Consider the following 22,149-nt stretch of genomic DNA (forward strand, 5'->3'; position numbering starts at 1 on the left):
CACCCTAGGTATCTAAATGATTTGAAATAAGGTAAGGCGCTGCAGTTTTAAGGCGCTTTCCTTTATACCTTTCAAAATAGTAGTCTATACGTCCAAGATTTATTCCTGCAAATCCAACCTGATTTATGGTGGTGATTTTTCCGGCAAGATTTTGAACATCCTCAGGCTCCTTCATAAATGTATGGGTATGACCGCCAATAATCAGATCGATATTCCTGTTGTTTTTAGCCAATATCTTATCGCAAATCCTATTTGTCTCATAAGTATAACCAATGTGCGAAAGACAAATCACCAGATCGCACTTTAACTCATTTCTTAACAAATCGGCCATTTCATTTGCCTTTTGTACTGGGTCTAAAAATATTGTTGCTCCGTAGTTTTTCGCATCTACGATTCCATCAAGTTGAATACCTATACCGAAAATTCCGATTTTAATCCCTTGTTTTTTAAATATCTGGTAAGGAAGCGTGGATTTTGCCAGTATAGTATCTGAGAAATCATAATTACTGCAAAGAATCGGGAATTTAGCATGTAGAAGTTGTTTATGAAAGCCCTCCAGACCATTGTCGAAATCGTGATTTCCCATAGTTGCAGCGTCGTAACCCATTGCAGTCATCAGTTTCATTTCCAACTCGCCACCGAACTTATTAAAATATGGCGTCCCTTGAAATATATCCCCTGCATCCAGTAACAACACATGCTGTTCCTTCTGGCGAATGGATGAAATTAATGCGGCCCTTCTTGCAGTACCGCCCAAACCCTGATTGGTGGAACCATCCATTGGGAAAGGCTCTATCCTACTGTGTACGTCGTTGGTGTGTAAAATAGTCAGCTTAACGGTATCGCCGGCAGCTATGGCATCTAAACTGGCAAAACCTAATGCAAGTGTGCCGGCTGCTACACTTGTGTTTCTTAAAAACCCACGGCGACTAATTTTTTGTAATTCTTCCATCTAATTTTGGATTGATCGTTTTACCCTGTGCTTCCTGCTCTTTCACATAATTAACCAAAGCATCCCTAACCTTGAGCCCTAGTTTTTTTTTATCAATAGGCTGCTTAAAGCTTTGAAACTTATCGCCGCCTCCGGCGATATAATCGGTAGTCATCACCCTATAGGATTTAGCGGGATCAAATTTCTTCCCAGCAATCCATACATTTTCAGGTTTGCCATTTACAATCGTCATTTTTAACCCTGCAACAGGCTCACCATTGTTAATGGCAATAAAATCTAAAAGGCCCTGCACATCTTTGCCACTTAAGGTAAACACCAGAAACTCGTTCTCGAACGGCATGGTTTCAAATATGTTGGACATAGTGATGTCTCCGGCTGGTATATCAACCCGGATACCTCCTTTTGTGGAAGGCATAGCAAAATCTATCGCAGGATCAATTTTCAGGGCTTGTTGCATGCTGGCATCTGCGAAGAAATTACTGATTAAACTTTCAGGATTCTTATCGTTCTCCTTCTTTGACATCAACACCGCAGAGTGCCCTAATACCTGACTCATTTCTGCTTCCATTTTTGCCTTATAAGGAAGATAAGTCCTAATAATTGAACTGTCGACAGCTAAAGTATTATTAATGTTATACTCCGCTCTGCTGGCCTTGGCTATTTTATAGCTAGATGCGCATCCGGTAGCCAGTAACAGGTAACATGCGAAGGATGATGCTTTAAATAATCTGGAATAGGCCATGTAACACTGTGGTATATAAATCTGTTACAAAGAATGCAAATGGATATTAAAAAAAAGAGAAACCCTGGTTAAGGATTTCTCTTTTTATAGCAATTGATAATATTGTTACAAATTTTTGGTAATGTCTTCGCTCAGCGGTTTAACTGGAGAACGGAAACGATGAACCAATTGTCCTTTTTCATTGATTAAAAATTTCTCAAAGTTCCAACCAATATCACCCTTAAAATCTGGGTTCTCAGCAGAAGTCAAATAAGCAAATAATGGATTAATATCGCTGCCTTTCACGCTCACTTTTTCACTTAGAAGGAATGTTACATTATATTTACCAGTACAGAATTCTTTAATCTCTGCATTGGTAGCTAATTCCTGGTTATTAAAATTTGCAGCAGGAAAACCAATTAACACTACGTTTTTACCGTATTGCTTGTGTAGCTTTTCTAAATCTTCATATTGAGGAGTATAACCACATTTAGATGCGGTGTTAACAATTAAGATCTTTTTACCCTTAAACTTAGAAAGTTTAATCTCTTTACCGTCAATGGTTTTAAAAGAGTAGTCGTAAACGCTTTTAGCCGGAGGCGTAAAAAACAGGCTCAGTAGAATCAATAGTGTATTCATAGTTTTTCTTTTTATGTATGTACGAAGTTAACTACAAAAAGTATTACTTGCTAGCTGTATCATAATTGCTATGTAAAAAGATTGTCCAGTTTACTTCCCTACTTTCTCCCCTACTTCTCCCAATAAAAGTACCTTAAACGAGACTTATCTGGGATAGATCTAGAAAAAAGCTTCCACAAGCGGGAGCCTTGGTCATTGCAAAGACCTAAGGTGCATCGCATTAAGTACAATTTTATGCCATTATAATTGACCTGAAAATTAGGTGTTTTGAAAAATAATTCGTATTAAATTAATGATTGATTTTGATTTTAGCCTTATTTATAGCTTTATTTGCAGAAAAACGTTCTGAATGGCGAAGAATTTACTGATAGTTGAGTCACCCGCAAAGGCAAAAACAATAGAAGGGTATTTGGGAAAAGATTTCCTTGTTAAATCTAGTTACGGACACATCCGCGACTTGGTTAAAGGAGATATGGGGATCGATATCGCTAATAATTTCAGTCAGACATACGAAGTTCCTGCCGATAAAAAGCAGGTTGTTGCTGAATTAAAAAAACTAGCCAAGGATGCAGAAATGGTTTGGCTCGCATCAGATGAGGACCGTGAGGGAGAAGCCATTAGCTGGCACCTGTACGAAACATTAGGACTCAAAGAAGCTAAAACTAAAAGAATTGTTTTTCACGAGATTACCAAGCCTGCCATCTTAAAGGCAATTGATCAGCCACGCACTATAGATTATAATTTGGTACATGCCCAGCAAGCAAGGCGTGTGTTAGACCGTTTAGTAGGATTTGAACTATCTCCTGTTTTATGGAAGAAAATCAAACCCTCACTATCCGCAGGACGTGTACAGTCTGTTGCTGTGCGTCTTATAGTAGATCGTGAGCGTGAGGTAAATAAGTTCAACGCAGTTGCTGCATTTAAAATAACCGCTCAATTCTTAACCGGAAAAGGAAAGGAATTGGTCAAAGCAGAACTTCCACATCGTTTCGATAAAGAAGCTGACGCAGAAAAATTTCTTCAGGATTGTATCAGTGCTGGCTTTAATGTGAGCTCACTTGAAACAAAACCTGCAAAAAGGAACCCTGCTGCACCTTTTACGACTTCCACGCTTCAACAAGAAGCTTCCAGGAAGTTGGGTTATTCTGTTTCCAGAACGATGCAGATTGCTCAGCGTTTGTATGAAAGTGGTAGAATTACCTACATGAGAACTGATTCTGTTAACCTATCTGAAACAGCATTACAGGCAGCAGCAGCAGAGATTAAATCGGCCTGGGGAGAAAAATACCATCACTTAAGAATTTATAAAACTAAGTCGGCAGGTGCACAGGAAGCTCACGAAGCCATTAGACCAACCTATTTTAACCATCATACCGTACCGGGCGACAGTTCGGAGCAACGCCTTTATGATTTGATATGGAAACGGGCGATCGCTTCTCAAATGAGCGAAGCTTTATTTGAAAAAACCACTGCACAGATTGGCATCAGTACCCGAAAAGAGAATTTGATAGCAGAAGGTGAAGTACTAAAATTTGATGGGTTCTTAAAGGTGTACCTGGAATCGAGTGATGATGAGGACATCGAAGATGCGGATGGCAACAGTATGCTTCCTCCTTTGGCTAAAGGTCAGGAATTATTCATCAGGGAAATGAGTGCTACGGAGCGTTTTTCAAGACCTCCTGCAAGATATACTGAGGCCAGTTTGGTCAAAAAGCTTGAGGAACTGGGAATTGGAAGGCCGTCTACTTATGCGCCAACAATTTCAACCATCCAAAACCGCGGATATGTTGTTAAAGAAGAACGCGATGGCAGACAACGCGCTTTCACTTCAATAGTGTTGGCGAATGGTCAAGTTACCAAACAAGTAAAAACAGAGATTACTGGTGCAGAGAAAGGAAAATTGTTTCCAACCGATATCGGTGAAGTAGTGAACGATTTCCTGGTTGAGCATTTCAAGGGAATTGTTGATTTCAATTTTACGGCAAACGTAGAAAAGGAATTTGATGAGATCGCACAAGGCTTACAGGAATGGACAAAAATGCTCCACTCCTTCTACACTCCTTTTCATATTGAAGTTGAGAGTACTTTGGAAAACGCAGATCGTGCCAATGGTGAACGTTTGCTGGGTATAGATCCTGTTTCAGGCAAAAATGTCTATGTAAAAGTTGGTCGTTATGGCCCGCTTGTACAGATTGGGGAACTGAGTGACGACGAGAATGATAAGCCAAGGTATGCTAGTTTAGCAAAGTCGCAAACTGTTGCTACCGTGTCATTAGAAGACGCATTGGAGCAGTTTAAATTGCCATTCCAATTGGATGATTACGAAGGAAAAGAAGTTTCAGTAGGTGTTGGTCGGTTTGGACCATATGTAAAATGGGGCGATGCCTATATCTCTGTTCCAAAAAACGAAGACCCTTTAACCATAAACAGAGAGAGAGCAATTGAAATCATTTCAGAAAAAATCACTGCGGATGCACCAATTGCACATTATAAAGAGCTTGGCGTAACCAAAGGTACAGGCAGGTTTGGTCCATTCATAAAATGGAATGACCTATTTATAAATGTTCCTAAAGCCTACAATTTCGACAATCTGAAGCAGAGTGATATTGAAGAGCTGATTGAGAAGAAACTTGAAAAAGAAGCGAACCGTTTTATTCAAATTTGGGAAAGCGAAAAAATTGCTATTGAGAACGGCAGATGGGGACCCTTTATCAGATTTGGTAAGGAGATGTTAAAACTCCGTAAAAATCCGGCAAGCAATGACAAATATACACCCGAAGAATTGGCTTCACTTAGTCTGGACGATGTTAAAAAGCTGATTGTAGAACAAATTCCGGCTGCTTTTGAGCCTAAGAAGAAGAAAGCTCCTGTTAAAAAAGCAGTGACTGCAGCTAAGAAAGCTCCAGCGAAAAAGAAAGTTGCGGCTAAAAAGTAAGCGCTTATGAAGAAAGACCTTCCTGATAATATTGTAGAGGATGTTGCAATTGCAGTTGTGTTGATTAACGAAACGCCGGAAGTAAAAAACTGGACAGTATATGTGGTCAACTTCAAAGAAACGCAAATTGATAATGTATTAATCAGTTCTAAAGGCTATGGCGAAAAAGACGGAAAAATGGTAAAAACTTCCATTTTACGCCATTTTGTGGGTGATGTGAAGTCGCACGAATTTGCTGGTGTAGAAGCTATTGACACTGAGGTATTTGGCCTGACCAATGAGTATTGGCTCAGTTATTACATCGATGGCGTTATATTCGATAAGAAATTTATCTTCCTGCCTGAGAGTATTGTTGATGAGAACCTCATCAGGATACCATTTATCAATAAGCCTGGAGTGATGATAAAATAAACCTTGCACTCTCGTGCTTTTTTCCTAATTTTCATACGCATCTTATTGTTATAAATTACGTATGGAATCCCCAAAAACCCCCTCTCCTCAAAAAAACAAAACCGCATTAATTTTTGGTGCACTTGTTCTCGCACTGGCCGTGGCTGCTTTTTTTATTTTAATGAAACCAAAGAAGACTGCTGGTTACAATCAGCAGTATGCCAAATATATTGAAGCCTTTACCTCTGGCACAGTCTCTAAAAAAAGTTATATAAGAATACATCTGGCAGCTCAGGCCAAAACCCTATCAGCTGTTGGTATACCTGATAACCGCGACCTATTTAGTTTTTCTCCTTCTTTAAGCGGTAAGTCCTATTGGATTGATGCACAAACGGTTGAATTCAGGCCAGATCATGATATGGAGTCTGATCAAAATTATGAGGCTACTTTTCATCTTGATAAAGTAACCACTGTAGAAGACGGATTAGAAAAGTTCGACTTCGAATTTAAAGTGATCAAACCAGGAATCCATTTATCGCAAAATGGACTAGTGTCACAAAATAGCACCTCTTTTGATTATATGAAATTGAGTGGTGAACTGAGCACTGCTGATGAGGAAGATCCAAAATTATTGGAGAAAACCCTTTCTGCAGATTTTTCACAAAAACTGAAGATCAAGTGGCAGCATGATCCGACAAATAAAGTTTCTACGTTCGTAATAGATAGTATCAAAAAAACGAAGTCGGATAACAAACTCACATTGAAATGGACAGGCACCGAACTTGGGGCTGACGACAAAGGTGAAATAGAAATCACCGTTCCGGCTTTGGATGTTTTTCGTGTTTTGGATGTAAAAGCAATTCAGGATAATGAAGATTATGTTTTGGTACAGTTTTCTGAGCCGGTAAGTGTTTCTCAAGATCTTACTGGTATGATTACAGTGGGTTCACTGTCGGATTTGAGGTACACAATCGACAGGAGTCAGGTTAAGGTGTATTCAGCAGAAACTTTGGAAGGAAACTACGCAGTTACTGCAAGTGCGGGTATTGAAAATTTGCGTACTAAAAAGATGGAGGCCGGTATAACAGCAAATGTGATGTTTGAAAAGAAGTTGCCGTCAGTAACAATAGCAGGAAGTGGAACGATACTGCCTAATTCTGGTAAACTTGTACTTCCCTTTGAAGCAGTTAATTTAAAAGCTGTTGATGTTACCGTTGTGAAGATTTATGAGGACAATATCCCCCAATTCTTTCAATCAAACGGTTATAAAGATGGAAATGAACTTCGCCGAGTGGCGAAGCCGGTGGTAGAGAAAACAATTAGATTGGATGAGGACAAAGCTTTAAACCTGCATAAGAAGAATCGTTTTACCCTGGACCTGGACAAGTTACTGAAAACAGAACTAGGTGCGATGTACAGGATCACCATTGGTTTCCGTAGATCATATAACATTTACAAGTGTGCTGATGACAGCAATGAAAAAGGACAGGTTGCCAATCAGAGTGCTGTTGATGAAGAAGAATATGAGCGTTATGGGGAAAAAATAGATGAGGATGATGATTTCTGGAATAGATACAACAGCTATTATTCAGGAGGTTACAGATGGGAAGACCGGGACAATCCATGTACTCCATCCTATTATACCAGTGAAAGATGGGCCAACCGGAATGTCATGGTTTCCAATATAGGCTTGATCGCTAAACGAGGAAATGACAACAGTATGCTCATTGTGGCTACCGACTTACTTACCGCAAAGCCGATGAGCAGCATTACTGTTGATCTGTTAGACTACCAGAGACAATTAATTAGTCAGGTAGTAACTGATGCCGATGGTATGGTTAAAATAGATCTGAAAAGAAGACCATTTTTGCTTATTGCCAAAAATGGTAAAGAACGTGGTTATCTGAAATTGGACGATGGAGGTTCTCTTCCACTCAGCAGGTTTGATGTGGGTGGAGACGTGGTTCAGAATGGATTAAAAGGCTTTATCTATGGCGAGCGTGGTGTATGGCGCCCAGGTGATTCCTTGTTCCTTTCCTTTATTTTGGAAGACCGGCTAAAAAAATTACCTGATGCCTACCCGGTAACATTTGAACTTTATAACCCTCAGGGACAACTCATTAAAAGAAATATCATTGCGAATCCATTGAATGGCTTTTATGCCTTCAAAACAAAGACTGAGGTCAATTCTCCAACAGGCAATTGGACAGCTAAGGTTAAGGCTGGTGGCTCTGTCTTTACTAAGACAATAAAAATAGAAACCATTATGCCCAACCGGCTGAAAATTAACTTCGACATCGGTAATGCCAGTTATCTGGGATTGGGTGCAAATTCATTTGCTACGGTTACTGCCAATTGGTTATTTGGTGCTCCTGGTAAAAACTTAAATGCCAAAGTTGATGTGAACCTCAATACCATGAAAACTACGTTTAAAGGTTTCGAAGCTTATGAGTTTGATAATCCCACAGTAGTATTCGAGTCGCAACTTAAGAATATTTTTGAAGGCAAACTTGATGAAACTGGTAAAGCGAAGGTAAGTACCAATTTGAACGACAACAATTCGGCACCGGGCATGCTGAAAGCTAACTTTACCACCAGGGTATTTGAAGCCGGCGGTAACTTTAGCATCGATAATTTTAGCGTTCCATACCATGTTTATTCCGATTATCTTGGAATTAAAACACCCGATGGTGAACGATTAAGCGGGATGTTGCTTACTGGAAAAGACCACCAGGTTGACTTGGTAAATGTAAATCGCGATGGCAAATTGTTAAACGGAAACCGTACCGTTGAGGTTGAATTGTACAAAGTTCAATGGCGATGGTGGTGGGAACAAGACAATGAAAATTCTTTTGCCAACTTTACACAGAACTCATATAACAAATTGATTAGTAAGGTTCAGGTAAACCTAATAAATGGTAAAGGTAAATGGAACTTAAGGATAGATGAACCGGAATGGGGTCGTTATTTAATCCTGGTAAGGGGCTTAAACGGAGGACATGTTACCGGTAAATCTGTCTATATCGATTGGCCAGGTTGGGCACAACGTGAGTTGGGGTCCAATCCGACTGAGGCCTCGATGCTGTCGTTTACTTCTGATAAGAAGAGCTACAAAGTTGGTGAAGATGTAATCTTAACTATTCCCTCAGGTAAGGGCGGGAAAGCACTCATATCCATTGAGAATGGCAGCAAGGTAGTCAAAACATTTTGGACGGATACAAAACCCGGACAAACGCAGTTCAAGTTCAAGGCGGAGCCTGAAATGACACCAAATATATTTGCTAATGTTACTTTACTGCAGCCGCATGCACAAACAGTCAATGATCTGCCAATTAGAATGTATGGAGCTATCCCTATTCTTGTGGAAGATCCGGAAACCATCTTAAAGCCCGTTATAGGCATTGCAGATCAAATCAGGCCCGAAACTGAGACAAGTTTATCTGTCGCTGAGCAGAATGGTAAAGCCATGACTTATTCGGTCGCTTTGGTAGATGAAGGTTTGCTTGACCTGACAAGATTTAAAACTCCTGATCCTCATTCCGTTTTTTATGCACGTGAGGGTTTAGGTGTAAAAACATGGGATTTGTTTGACAACGTTCTTGGAGCTTGGGGTGGTAACTTGGAACGGATTTTAAGCATTGGTGGTGATGGGTCCATCAACAGGAACCTGAGTCCTGCCAAGGCCAACAGATTTGTGCCAGTGGTTAAATATTTGGGTCCATTTGCATTAGCAAAGGGTGAAAAAAGAGTACATAAATTTAAGCTTCCGCAATACATTGGTGCGGTGCGGGCGATGGTTGTTGCCGGGCAAGATGGCGCCTACGGATTTGCAGAAAAATCTGTACAGGTTAAAAAACCGCTCATGCTTTTAGCAACACTGCCAAGGGTTATTGGACCTGGTGAGACCTTTACGCTCCCAGTTACCATTTTCTCAACCATTGCCGGTGTAAACAATGTTGCGGTCCAACTACAAGCAAAGAATCTTCAGGTAATTGGGTCGTCTAAACAAAGCCTACAATATAAGGTGCCAGGAGAACAGTTGGCTTATTTCCAGATCAAAGCACCTGACTTGGCCGGTGTTGGAAGAATACAGGTTACTGCACAAAGTGGATCTGAAAAGGCGATTTATAATGCAGAAATTGACATCAGAAATCCAAATCCGTTTATAACTAATGTGATATCAGCTGCATTGCAACCCGGAAAAAGCTGGTCAGCAAAATATGCGCCTATCGGTATGGCAGGCACCAACTCCGGTACTTTGGAATTATCAACCATCCCTCCTATTAATTTAAAGAAAAGGTTGAGCTATTTGATTCAGTACCCGCATGGATGTGTGGAGCAAACCACCTCATCTGTATTTCCGCAATTGTTTTTAGGTCAGATAGCGCTGTTAAGTGAGCAAGATAAAGCCTTAACGGAAGGAAATATCAAATCAGGAATTAACAAATTGAAAGGATTCCAAACTCCGGATGGTGGATTAAGTTATTGGCCTGGTGAGGGGAAATCGGACGATTGGGGTTCTAGTTATGCAGGACATTTTCTTATTGAGGCTCAGAGCGCGGGATATACCCTACCTGTAGGAATGATCAACGAATTGCTGGGATATTTGAAACGCAAGGCGAGTTCATGGGCGCCAAATTCGGATAATTTCTACGGTGGAGATCTTGCACAGGCTTATCGCTTATATGTATTGGCTTTAGCCAAAAAGCCAGATATAGCGGCGATGAACAGATTAAGAGGTTTCCAATATTTGTCAACAACAGCAAAATGGCGTTTGGCAATAGCTTATCAGCTTGCCGGGCAGAACAATGCAGCGCTTGGCTTGATAAAAGGACTACCTCTTGCAGTAAAACCTTACGATCAGTTAGGGGGAACATATGGATCTTCACTAAGGGACGAAGCTATGATTTTGGAAGCATTAGTACTATTGGGTAAAAATGAAGCTGCATTCCAGCAAATGCAATTGGTAGCTGCCAGTTTAGGAAAAGACAGTTGGTACAGTACTCAAACAACAGCTTATAGCATTCTTGCGATTGCCAAATATTGCGGGAAAGGAAATGCAGCCTCAGGATTAAAATACAAGTATGTTATTGATGGTAAATCTGGAAGCAATAATACTAAGCAATTTGTAAGTAGTACACCGTTATCATTTAAAGGTGGTGTATCGGTACAAAATACAAGTAACCGTATATTGTTTGCAAGGTTAATCTTACAGGGACAGCCAGTTGCCGGACAAAATAACTTGTTGCCAGACAACACCAATGCATTGGTGATGGGCGTTAGCTACAAACTGCTTAACGGCAAAGAGATAGATCCTTCCACATTGAAACAGGGACTAGATTTTTATGCAGAGGTGACCATTAAAAATCCCGGAAAGATGGGTTATTACGAACAAATGGCGCTTACCCAAATATTTCCGTCTGGCTGGGAAATTATCAACACCAGGATAAATGACAATGAGAACGCTTTGGCCTCATCTCCATATACTTACAGAAATGTTAGGGATGATAGGGTACTCACCTATTTCAACCTCAGAGAGAATGAAACCGTGGTATACAAGGTGTTATTGAATGCGGCCTACATCGGTAGATATTATTTATCTAACGTGCAATGCGAAGCCATGTATAACAACAACATCAGTGCTACGAAGCCAGGTAAATGGGTACAGGTTATTAAATAGTTTAAAGCCTTGGCCATACGTTGATGATAGGGAATCGAATGAAGCCTAGGGGGAGTCGGATAAAGGTTGGAGAAATGTTGTTCCTAACAGATCTGATTTGTTTGGTATTATTTATCTGGTTTTTGTTTATACTCCCAGGGAAGTTGTTTGATACGCCCGTATCTTTTGTTTTGGAGTCCTCAGACGGACAATTGTTGAGCGCCTCAATTGCTAATGATGGTCAGTGGCGCTTTCCGTCGGCAGTACTTGTACCGGAGAAGTTCAAAAGCTGCATTATCGCATTTGAAGATCAGCGGTTTTATAGACACCCTGGGGTAGATGTTTTTGCATTAGCCAGGGCCATCAGACAGAATATAAAAGCCGGACATGTGGTAAGTGGAGGCAGCACCTTAAGTATGCAGGTGATGCGTCTATCGCGCCAGCAAAAGAGAACGATGTGGCAAAAAATAACTGAAGCTATACTTTCAATACGTCTTGAGCTTAGTTATTCAAAAGAAGAAATTCTAAAATTTTACGCAGAAAACGCACCCTTCGGAAGTAATGTGGTAGGTATTGAGGCTGCGGCCTGGCGGTATTACGGGCGAGGCGCCGAAAGTCTTTCCTGGGGCGAGATGGCAACATTGGCCGTGCTCCCAAATAGCCCATCTTTGGTACGTCCAGGTAAAAATTCTGCATTGCTGATCAGGAAAAGAAACGATTTGTTGGATAGATTGGCAGCATTGAAAATCATTGATGTTGCTACTGCAAATCTTTCTAAGTTAGAGCCCATCCCCGGTCAACCCTTGCCCCTGCCACAATACGCCCCTCATTTGCTTAATCGGTTCAAGAGCGAATTCGCTTCCAAGAAGGCTATAAATGAAAAAGTGTCTCCGAGAATAACTACCACCTTGAATTTTGATTTGCAGTTAACCGTAAATTCATTACTGAAAAGATACAATAACCGCTACCGATCCAATGGTGTAAATAACATCGCAGCATTGGTTCTGGATGTGGAAACAGGACAGGTGCTGAGTTATAATGGTAACATCTATCAACCAGAAAATAAGGAACTGGAAAGTCATGTTGATATGATCAGAGCGCCAAGAAGTCCGGGTAGTACTTTAAAGCCTTTGTTGTACGCCAGTATGATGAGTGATGGATTTTTGCTTCCTAAAACGCTTGTCCCTGACATTCCCACACAAATAGGCGGCTATGCTCCTCAGAATTACGACTTAGGCTACGACGGTGCCATCCCCGCAGATCGTGCCTTGAGCAGGTCATTAAATATCCCGGCAGTTAAAATGCTACAGTCTTATAAGTACCAGCGGTTTTATGATAAATTAAAAACCTTTGGCTTTACTACACTCAATAAACCCGCAGATCATTATGGTTTATCGCTGATACTAGGTGGTAGTGAAGTCACCATGTGGGATTTAGCCGCTGCCTATTTGGGCATGGCAAGAACATTAAAGCATTTTAACAATTATGGGGGCAAATATAATCCTCATGATTATGACAATCCGGAATACATAATGATGAACCGTGATAAGCGTTTTGATCAGTACGAGTATCAGTCGACTTCAATAGTAGATCACGCTTCCATTTGGAATACGTTTAACGCAATGGAGGAATTAATGAGGCCTGGCGAAGAAGGATTATGGGAGCAGTTTTCTTCCTCACAAAGGATAGCATGGAAAACAGGAACGAGCTTCGGGTTTAGAGATGCCTGGGCAATTGGATTGAATTCTAAATACTTGGTTTGCATTTGGGCGGGCAATGCAGATGGAGAAGGACGGCCAAGTTTAACAGGTATCGATGTTGCAGCACCTGTCATGTTTGATGTTTTTAGGCAGTTGCCTGGAGGGGCATGGTTTAAAACACCCCTCAATAAGTTGGAAAAAATGGTGATCTGTAAGCAAAGCGGGTACAAAGCAGGGGAATTTTGCACAGAGAAGCTTGTCCAATTAGGCTCAACTGCTGGTTACAAAACGATATTGTGCCCTTATCATAAATTAATTCACCTTGACCGAACAGGGACTTTACAGGTGACTGATCAATGTGAATCTGTTGGAGATATGGTACACAAACCATGGTTTATACTACCTCCTGCAATGGAATATTATTATAAAATAAAGAATAGTGATTATAAACCACTTCCCCCCTTTAAACAAGGCTGCTTAACCAGCGAAGGAACCGGGGTAATGGAAATGATCTATCCTAAGAACAATGCGGCTGTTTATATCCCAATTGAGTTTGACGGCAGCAGAGGTAAAGTAATTTTAAATGCTAGCCATAGAGATAACAATGCGAAGATTTTCTGGCACCTTGATAATGAATACATTGCGACCACTCAAAATTACCATCAACTTGCGGTTAGTCCGCCTCCGGGCAGGCATTTACTAACCCTTGTCGATGAACATGGAGAAAGGTTATCATTGGTATTTACAGTGATCAATAAATAGCTTACTCGGTCGCTATTAACTTACGCTCAATCCCACCAAGTACAATGAGGTATTGTGCAATTAAATAGCTTATTGCCACGTAGATCGTTGCGTGATCTATCTTCACAAAAAAATGATTTACAGCCAGCGTAGCGTCTGATAGTATAAATAAAAGTGCAGCTGCCAGGATAAGCTTAAAACTTATTTTATTTACCCGAAGGTTTCTAAAGATAGCCATCAGCACCATAAAACTAACAATCAGCGTAAACAATAGCACAGGTATTCTCATGTTGCCGAGATGTGGCCTCAGGAAAAAGAAAAAGCTGGTGCTAAATAGCGCGCAAACAAAAAGCGCTATCCTGGCAGTTTTCTTATCGAGCTCCGGGGCAGATCTAAAATCTAAATAAAAAGCACTGGTATACCACAGGTGGCAGAGCAGAAGCCCCACAAAGCCATAAGAAGAATAATGGCTATCTTTTGAGCTAAGTATCATAAAAACATCACCAATGATCGACAGAAATAAGCCGATTGCCAGTCGTTTATGAAACCTACCTTTTAATTTAGTTTCCACAACAAAAAAAGCAATTAACAAAACCATTAGGAACAGCTGAATGGTCCGCATAACTAACTCGACATGATAATATGCGCCGAATAAATAGGCGACGAGCACAATCAAGCACAGCAAAGTAAAGGTGAGGTGTCTCTTAAGCATTGGGGAAATTTAAAAATAAAAAGGCATTAGCCCAAGCTTAGCTTAGGTCAATGCCTTTGTATATCTCAAATAGTAAGTATAAAATGAAAAACTGGAAAGCTAGTACTAGTAGCTTTTCTCAGTGCGGTTGTTGCGTTTAAATCCGCCGCCACCACCAGCTCCACCTGTGTTAGGCTTCTCTTGTGCTTCCGCTACTTTAATTCTGTTACCATTGTAATCACCGCCATTCATGCGTTTGATCGCTTCTTTTGCCTCTTCATCAACCGGCATTTCCACAAAACCAAAACCACGACTTTGACCAGTCTCACGATCTTTGATAATTCTAAGTGATTTTACTTGACCGAAATCACCAAATACGGCTGTTAATTCATCTTCCCCTACTTCTAAAGGAAGGCCTGTAATAAATATCTTCATTAATGTTTAAAAATTTCCACAAAGTTAAGCATTTTTTGCTTAAAAACCAATGTTAGTGTCAGTTATAAGTATTATTATCACCTTCTATAACAGACGCAAAACGCTTATGTTTAAACAATTTTTAAGGTTATTTAAAAACTGCTATATTCGCGGCATCAACCAAATCTTATAAATGAAACGATTATTCTACCTCTGTGCTTTTGTAGCTTTTGCATTTGTAGCTTGTAACGGAAATAAATCTGGTAACAATAAAGGATTTTTTGCGAGTAATTCAGGAGCTGATACGGTAAGATTAGATGCTGTTAAAAATAGGGATATGCTGATTATCTTGAGTATCCTGCCTGACTCGATTACTAAAACACTGGATTGGACCAGGGCGGATCGTTATAAATTAAGACAGCAATTGGATTCTCAGTCATATTATATTGACAGTGCGCACATATTTTCAAATCTTAAGAAATTTGAAAACAATCAGATCGCTTTTGACACAGATAGTGGTGATTTCACGATGACTGCCTATCAAATTAGTGATGGGCACTACCTGATACTTTGTAAAGATGACATAGACGGCAAACAATACCTAACTTCACATGAGGTCTATAAAAATACTTCCGCCGTGATGGATCTGGATTTAAGTGTTGGTAAATACAAATACATATTCCTGAAAGATGCAAGCAGTGCAACTTGCTTAGGCATGTTCTATGAGAAAAATCCTGAATTTGATTACGATATCACAGATCCGTCGATCTTAAAAATAAAATTGAAGAACTATTCACAAACAGATTCTAAAGATTGTCTTAAAGGAAATGAGCTTACTTTGAAATTTAATCAGCGTAACTATCCTTTTGATATTATTGGAATAAAGTGGTTAGAGTAACTCAATCTGCTCATCCTTTAGATTAGTTCCCGACAACTTTTTGGTAAGCGACTGAACGCTGAGGTAATACAACTTATTAGCTGCCTCAACATAGCTTAATCCCCTATCCCTAATGTTTGAAATACAATTACGAGATTCATCTGTCAAACCGGTTTTAGGCTGATACGTGAGGTAACAGCCCATACTGTTAGGAGAACTCAACCCTGGCCTTTCTCCGATGAACATAATGGAAAGCTGTGCACCTAAAAGCTCTCCGATTGGATCTCCTATGGCAACCCTACCCTGTTCTACAATACAAACTGGTGCAATCGTTAGTTTAGCCTGTTTATACAAATCAGCTATTAGCTTTAATACCGGAACAAAATGCTGTTGTACGGCCGGGGCAGACAAGCCATCTGCTACAGAAATTAGCACATCATAATTCCTGGGATAAGATTCTAGCTCCTCTATGCTTTTATTAGAGAGCTTACGACCGTAGTCCGGTCTTTTTAAATAAGTTTCTCGATCCAATGCCGCACTTTGAAGATCTATTGCTTCTAAACCCAATAATTCAATTTCAGATCTTAACGAACCTACATCCAGGGATGAATATACAGCGTCCCTTGCAAACGCATGTGCAAGTTTAAAATCAAGCGCTTCATTTAAATTTACGCTGTGTCCGGATCTGCCAAGCGCAATTCTTGCTTCTGTATATTCCTTATTTAGAATTGCCATTGTTCATTGAATTTATTTAACATGATATGGTTTTCTCTCTCAGAAATAGCGTTGTTGCGATCAAATATACCATGAGCAACCAACCAGCTCTCAAATTCCGGAGCCGGTCGCAAGCCCAGCACTTTTCTTAGATAAAGGGCATCATGAAAAGAAGTAGACTGATAATTTAACATGATATCGTCTGCTCCGGGAATACCCATTATGAAATTGCACCCGGCAACCCCAAGTAAGGTCAACAGGTTATCCATATCGTCTTCATCTGCTTCCGCATGGTTGGTATAACAAACGTCTACACCCATTGGAATCCCAAGCATCTTAGCGCAAAAATGATCTTCCAGTGCAGCTCTGATGATTTGCTTGCCATCAAAAAGGTATTCAGGTCCAATAAAACCGACCACAGAATTCACCAAAAAAGGATCAAACTTCCTGGCTACAGCATAGCAGCGGGCTTCACAGGTTTGCTGATCTATACCATGGTGGGCATTAGCAGAGAGTTCGCTGCCTTGTCCGGTTTCAAAGTACATCACCTGGTTGCCAACTGTCCCCCTTTTTAGCGATTTGGTTGCATCATGAGCTTCGGCCAATAAGACCAGGTTTACACCAAAACTTGTGTTTGCCTTTTCTGTACCGGCGATAGATTGAAAGCATAAGTCTACGGGCGCGTTTTTATTAACTAGGCGCAGTGTTGTGGTTATGTGGGTTAACACACAACTTTGTGTAGGGATTTGGAATTGTTCCCTTAAGCGGTCTATCAATAATAACAGCTTTAAAGTGGCAGTTTCATTATCTGTAGCAGGATTAATACCAATCATCGCATCACCACTGGCTAACAACAGCCCATCCACAATGCTTGCTGCGATACCCTTCGGATCGTCTATGGGGTGGTTTGGCTGTAATCTGGTGGAGAAATGACCTTTCAACCCAACTGTAGTCCTGAACCTCGTAACCACTTCAATTTTTTTAGACACCGTAATTAAGTCCTGGTTCCTCATCAGTTTGGAAACAGCGGCTGCCATTTCCGGCGTTATGCCCTTGGCAATACCTGATAAAACATTTCCGGTTGTTTCGTTTAATAATAGCCAATCTCGAAACTGTCCGACCGTAAAATGAGAAATCGCGTGGAATGCTTGATGGTCATGGTCATCTATGATCAATCGACTTACCTCATCCTCCTCATAAGGGACGAGCAGCTCCTCCAAAAATCTCTTTAATGGCACATCGGCCAGCGTAATTTGAGCCGCAACTCTTTCTTCGTAAGTGTCAGCGCTTAATCCGGCAAGGGCATCCCCTGTCCGAAATGGGGATGCTTTGGCCAGCAGTACTTTCAGATTTAAAAAGCTGTATGTTTTGCCGCGAATGGTATGCTGATATGGCATCTTATTCCTGATTAATATTAATGGATTGCTTATGTTTACCCAGCGTTATAAAAATGATTAAGCTTACCGCTAAACCAGCGAAGAAGACGAGGCTGATGTTAAAGTTGTAATACATGATGGCGGCCATGCAAACAAATGAAATGACCAGTGCAATTGCCGGAAATACCGGATAAAATGGTGCTTTAAAGGGCCGGTCCAGCGCTGGTTCTTTTGTCCTAAGGATAAACAAGCTGATCATGCTGATCATGTACATAACTACGGCGCCCAGCACGGAGAGGATAATGACCTGACTGGTGGTTCCTGTATATAATGCGATGAAGCTCACAACACCGCTAGCGCAAATTGCAACATGTGGGGTTTTAAAACGCTTGCTCACAAATGACAATTGAGCAGGTAGGTAACCACTCCTTGCCATGGCGAATAACTGTCTCGATGATGCCAAAATGGTTCCGTGGAATGAAGCAATCAGACCAAACAATCCAATACTCGCGAAGATCTTCGTCACATTACTGGATTTACCCAATACAATGGCGATGGCCTCCGGCAATGGATAGTCTAACTTACTGAGAATTCTCCAATCTGTAATGCCTCCTGAAAGTATCATCACGCCAAAGGCCAAAAACACCAAGGTTGCCAGACTGGATATATACCCTTTTGGAATGTTCTTTTTAGGGTCCTTGACTTCTTCGGCTACCATTGCCACCCCTTCAATGGCAAGGTAGAACCAAACTGCAAAAGGTAATGCAGCAAATACCCCACTCCAGCCAAATGGCATGGGATTGCTCAAATAATTGGCGTATTTAAAATGCGGACCTATTATCCCCATAAAAATCAATAATTCTGCAACTGCAAGAATTGTAATAAACACGGAAAAGGCTGCAGATTCTTTCACGCCTAATATGTTGATCAAAATGAATGCGACATTGAAGATCATAGCAGAACTAATCACCCCAATTGCCGGGTATAAAAAATGCAGATAGCTTCCCAGTGCAAATCCGATAGCAGGTGTTGCAAAAAGGAAATCTACAAGAGTGGCGTATCCGGCAATGATACCGCCATATGGACCAATGGCACGATGGGCATAGGCGAAAGCACCTCCAGCATTTGGAATTGAGGTGGTTAATTCAGTAAAACTAAAAATAAACGTTACAAAAAGAATGGTAATGATTACTGTTGCGATTAAAAAACCAATAGTTCCAGATACTGCCCAGCCAAAATTCCACCCGAAATACTCTCCTGATATTACTAATCCAACGGCGATAGCCCAAATATGAACCGGATTTAAAACTTTTCTTAATTTCTGCGTTTGAGATTGTTCCAATTTCCCGTTGTTTGATGTAAATAATGTACAATATAAGGCTTTTAAAGCTATAGCTTAATCATTGACAATATATTCTTACCTTGTTTTCAGAAAAAATATATTTATTCTCAATGAAATCAAGAAGAAAGTTTTTATATCAAGGTATATCGGGAATTGCCGCCGCAACTTTTCTAAATTCTACCGACGTTTTAGCCGGAGTGTCCATAAATGGTATGGAAAGTCCTAAGGATACCTTCAAATTAGGACTGGCAGGTTATAGTTTTGTAAATTTTAAACTGGATGAAGCCTTAGTAATGATGAAGAAAGTTGATGCACATTATTTATGCATCAAAGACTTCCATTTGCCACTCAACTCTACTGTTGATCAAATCGCTGCCTTTCATGCCCAATTAAAGGAGAGCAATGTAACCGGGTATGCTGTTGGCCCTATTTACACCAAAACCAAGAAGGAAATTGATAATGCATTTGATTACGCCAAACGCGTTGGTGTGGATTTGATTATCGGCATCCCTCTACATGCAGATCTAACCTACGTGGATCAAAAAGTAAAAGAGACCAATATTCGCTACGCGATACACAATCACGGACCGGAAGATGAGCTCTATCCTACCGCAGAAAGCATTTACAATTTGATCAGCAAATTAGATAGCCGTGTAGGCATTTGTTTTGACATTGGTCACGACACCCGCGCCGGCAAAAATCCGGTAGAAGATCTTAAAAAATTTAACAGTCGCATATTTGATATGCACTTGAAAAATGTAACAGCTGCCGTTAAATCAGGTACCACTTGCGAATTGGATCGTGGCGTTATAGATATTCCAGCGTTGGTTAAAATGATGAGAAAAGTTAAGTACAGTGGCGTTTGCGCCCTGGAATACGAAAAGGACATGAAAGATCCATTAGCAGGTATAGCAGAATCTGTTGGCTATTTTAGAGGCGTGACGGCTGTAAAGAGTTAATCAATTTTTCAAAAAGTATATTGTCAATTTTCCTAACTTTAACGCTTATCCAAACCATAACAAAAACACACACACATGAACTTGACACGATTACTATTAACCTTTTCTGTAATCTTTTGCCTATCGCCAGCTTTATTGGCGCAAAAGCAGATGGAACTGAAATCGCCTGATGGCAAGATTAAAGTAAAATTGAATTTAGCGGATAAGATCTACTATTCCGTATTTTATGACACCGATGAACTTTTGCAGAAGAACAGCCTATCATTGATGTTAAAGAATAATGCGCTTGGAATAAATCCGAAGTTGGCCAGTAGTAAATTCAGTCAGGGTAACAATATCCTTAAACCCTACCTCCCTGTCAAGTTTTCGGCTGTAAAAAACAGCTATAATTCCTTATTGCTAAACTTCAAAGGCAATTATGCAGTAGAATTTAGAGCCTTTAATGAAGGAATTGCCTATCGCTTTGTTACAAAAATGAAGGATAGCGTGGAGGTGATGAATGAAGAAGTGAACCTTAATTTTCCGTCTGATTATACTTTACATCTACAACAGCCAGGTGGCTTTAAGACTTCTTACGAAGAGAATTACAGCACGGTGAATTCGGCCGACTGGACGGCAGACAAAAAGATGTCCGAGCTTCCTGTACTTATCGATACGAAAAAACAATACAAAATCCTGATCAGTGAATCTGATCTGTCAGATTACCCATGCTTATTCCTTAAAGGAACAGGAAGCGGCATTACAGCAACCTTCCCTAAAGTGCCACTTGCTTTTGGCGAGGATGGTGACAGGAGTCAGAAGTTTTTGAAAGTGGCTGACTATATCGCTAAAACATCTGGAACACGTAATTTCCCATGGCGTTATTTTATGATCAGCACTGAAGATAAGCAGTTGTTGGAAAATACCCTAACCTATAAACTGGCCTCGCCAAGCGTGCTTAAAGATGTAAGTTGGGTTAAACCAGGTCAGGCCAGCTGGGAATGGTGGAATGATGCATCTCCATACGGGCCCGATGTTAATTTCGAATCAGGATATAACCTGGACACTTATAAATATTACATTGATTTTGCCGCCAAATTTGGCCTAAAATACATCGTGATGGATGAAGGATGGGCAAATGACACGAGGGACCCGTACACACCTAACCCAAAGGTTGATCTTCATGAACTGATTAAATACGGTAAAGAAAAAAATGTAGGGATCATTTTATGGCTGACTTGGCTTACCGTACATAACCACATGGATCTTTTCAAAACATTTAGCGAATGGGGAATCAAAGGCGTTAAAATTGATTTTATGGACCGTAGTGATCAATGGATGGTTAATTACTATGAAAACGTAGCAAAAGAGGCTGCAAAATATAAGGTGTTTGTTGATTTCCATGGAGCATTTAAACCAGCCGGTTTAGAATATAAATATCCAAATCTGGTATCCTACGAAGGTGTACGTGGTTTGGAGCAAATGGGCGGAACCAAACCTGACAACAGTTTGTTTCTACCTTTCATGAGAAATGCTGTGGGCCCAATGGACTATACTCCTGGTGCGATGCTGAGTATGCAACCGGATGTTTATAGTGCAGAAAGACCTAATGCGGCAAGTATCGGAACACGGGCATATCAGATGGCTTTGTTTGTAGTTTTTGAGAGCCCGGTACAAATGCTTGCAGATAATCCAACATTGTATTACAGAAACCTGGACTGCACAGAATTTATTACCTCTGTTCCTACCACCTGGGATGAAACAAAGGCCCTAGCCGCAAAAGTAGGCGAAGTTGCTGTAGTCGCTAAGCGTAAAGGTGAAAAGTGGTTTATCGGAGGGATAGCTAATGGGAAGGAAAAAGAGCGGGTAGTATCGTTGGATTTCAGTTTCCTGGAAAAAGGAAAAACATATACCATGACCTATTTTGAAGATGGAATTAATGCTGGAAGACAGGCTATGGATTACAGGAAAAAAACCAGACAAGTGACATCCGCAGATAAGTTCGATATCAAAATGGTCCGTAATGGCGGCTTTGCTGCAGTAATTAATTAATTAATAAA

15 protein-coding genes are annotated in these 22,149 nt (G+C 40.5%); 7 read left to right on the plus strand and 8 right to left on the minus strand.

The genetic code is table 11. The features are described from left to right. Positions 1-4: 4 nt before the first annotated feature. The 3 genes from ACXZ1K_RS13125 to ACXZ1K_RS13135 form a co-directional block, all read right to left on the minus strand. Positions 5-952 (minus strand): bifunctional metallophosphatase/5'-nucleotidase, encoded by a 948-nt coding sequence (locus ACXZ1K_RS13125; RefSeq protein WP_458970120.1) that lies wholly within the window; start codon positions 950-952, stop codon positions 5-7. Continuing rightward, positions 930-1,694, minus strand: coding sequence for a 5'-nucleotidase C-terminal domain-containing protein (locus tag ACXZ1K_RS13130; RefSeq protein WP_458970121.1), 765 nt, complete (start codon positions 1,692-1,694; stop codon positions 930-932). Before ACXZ1K_RS13130 ends, ACXZ1K_RS13125 begins: the two co-directional genes overlap by 23 nt. Before the next feature lie 105 nt (positions 1,695-1,799). Next, positions 1,800-2,312: a glutathione peroxidase gene (locus tag ACXZ1K_RS13135; RefSeq protein ID WP_458970122.1), complete on the minus strand. Its 513-nt coding sequence runs from the start codon at positions 2,310-2,312 to the stop codon at positions 1,800-1,802. Between the two features lie 349 nt (positions 2,313-2,661). Here ACXZ1K_RS13135 and topA point away from each other — a divergent pair, with 349 nt between their 5' ends. The 4 genes from topA to pbpC all read left to right on the plus strand — a co-directional run bounded on the left by topA (position 2,662) and on the right by pbpC (position 13,758). Then, positions 2,662-5,247 (plus strand): type I DNA topoisomerase, encoded by a 2,586-nt coding sequence (gene topA / locus ACXZ1K_RS13140; protein ID WP_458970123.1) that lies wholly within the window; start codon positions 2,662-2,664, stop codon positions 5,245-5,247. A 6-nt stretch (positions 5,248-5,253) separates the two neighbouring features. Beyond that, positions 5,254-5,658 carry a hypothetical protein gene (locus ACXZ1K_RS13145; RefSeq protein WP_458970124.1) on the plus strand — a complete coding sequence of 135 codons (405 nt, stop codon included), beginning with the start codon at positions 5,254-5,256 and terminating at the stop codon, positions 5,656-5,658. 61 nt (positions 5,659-5,719) lie between these two features. Next, entirely contained in the window at positions 5,720-11,317 is a 5,598-nt protein-coding gene (locus ACXZ1K_RS13150) for an alpha-2-macroglobulin family protein (protein ID WP_458970125.1), read from the plus strand. A 74-nt stretch (positions 11,318-11,391) separates the two neighbouring features. Continuing rightward, positions 11,392-13,758 (plus strand): penicillin-binding protein 1C, encoded by a 2,367-nt coding sequence (pbpC, locus tag ACXZ1K_RS13155; protein WP_458970126.1) that lies wholly within the window; start codon positions 11,392-11,394, stop codon positions 13,756-13,758. A 1-nt stretch (position 13,759) separates the two neighbouring features. Here pbpC and ACXZ1K_RS13160 read toward each other — a convergent pair whose 3' ends face one another. Continuing rightward, on the minus strand, positions 13,760-14,449 hold the full coding sequence (locus tag ACXZ1K_RS13160) for a lysoplasmalogenase (RefSeq protein WP_458970127.1): 690 nt from the start codon (positions 14,447-14,449) through the stop codon (positions 13,760-13,762). Positions 14,450-14,554: 105 nt separating this feature from the next. Beyond that, complete coding sequence (locus tag ACXZ1K_RS13165; protein ID WP_133574708.1) at positions 14,555-14,863, minus strand: RNA recognition motif domain-containing protein; 309 nt, start codon at positions 14,861-14,863, stop codon at positions 14,555-14,557. A gap of 172 nt (positions 14,864-15,035) precedes the next feature. Here ACXZ1K_RS13165 and ACXZ1K_RS13170 point away from each other — a divergent pair, with 172 nt between their 5' ends. Continuing rightward, the gene (locus tag ACXZ1K_RS13170; protein WP_458970128.1) at positions 15,036-15,740 is read left to right on the plus strand and encodes a hypothetical protein; all 705 of its coding nucleotides are present in this window, start codon (positions 15,036-15,038) and stop codon (positions 15,738-15,740) included. On the opposite strand, the gene eutC is transcribed toward ACXZ1K_RS13170, so the two are convergent. The 3 genes from eutC to eat are packed head-to-tail and all read right to left on the minus strand — an operon-like array spanning position 15,732 to position 19,151. Continuing rightward, positions 15,732-16,454 (minus strand): ethanolamine ammonia-lyase subunit EutC, encoded by a 723-nt coding sequence (eutC, locus tag ACXZ1K_RS13175; RefSeq protein ID WP_458970129.1) that lies wholly within the window; start codon positions 16,452-16,454, stop codon positions 15,732-15,734. The two genes, ACXZ1K_RS13170 and eutC, sit on opposite strands and share 9 nt — an antisense overlap. Further along, positions 16,442-17,830, minus strand: coding sequence for an ethanolamine ammonia-lyase subunit EutB (locus ACXZ1K_RS13180; protein ID WP_458970130.1), 1,389 nt, complete (start codon positions 17,828-17,830; stop codon positions 16,442-16,444). The genes eutC and ACXZ1K_RS13180 overlap by 13 nt, the downstream gene beginning before the upstream one ends. Position 17,831: 1 nt before the next feature. Continuing rightward, positions 17,832-19,151, minus strand: coding sequence for an ethanolamine permease (eat, locus tag ACXZ1K_RS13185; RefSeq protein ID WP_458970131.1), 1,320 nt, complete (start codon positions 19,149-19,151; stop codon positions 17,832-17,834). Between the two features lie 110 nt (positions 19,152-19,261). On the opposite strand from eat, the gene ACXZ1K_RS13190 reads away from it, so the two are divergent. Together ACXZ1K_RS13190 and ACXZ1K_RS13195 are read left to right on the plus strand one after the other, a co-directional pair. Then, on the plus strand, positions 19,262-20,110 hold the full coding sequence (locus tag ACXZ1K_RS13190; RefSeq protein WP_458970132.1) for a sugar phosphate isomerase/epimerase family protein: 849 nt from the start codon (positions 19,262-19,264) through the stop codon (positions 20,108-20,110). A gap of 75 nt (positions 20,111-20,185) precedes the next feature. Beyond that, complete coding sequence (locus ACXZ1K_RS13195) at positions 20,186-22,141, plus strand: glycoside hydrolase family 97 protein (RefSeq protein ID WP_458970133.1); 1,956 nt, start codon at positions 20,186-20,188, stop codon at positions 22,139-22,141. Positions 22,142-22,149: the final 8 nt, after the last annotated feature.

The organism is Pedobacter jaeyakensis (genome assembly GCF_054461315.1).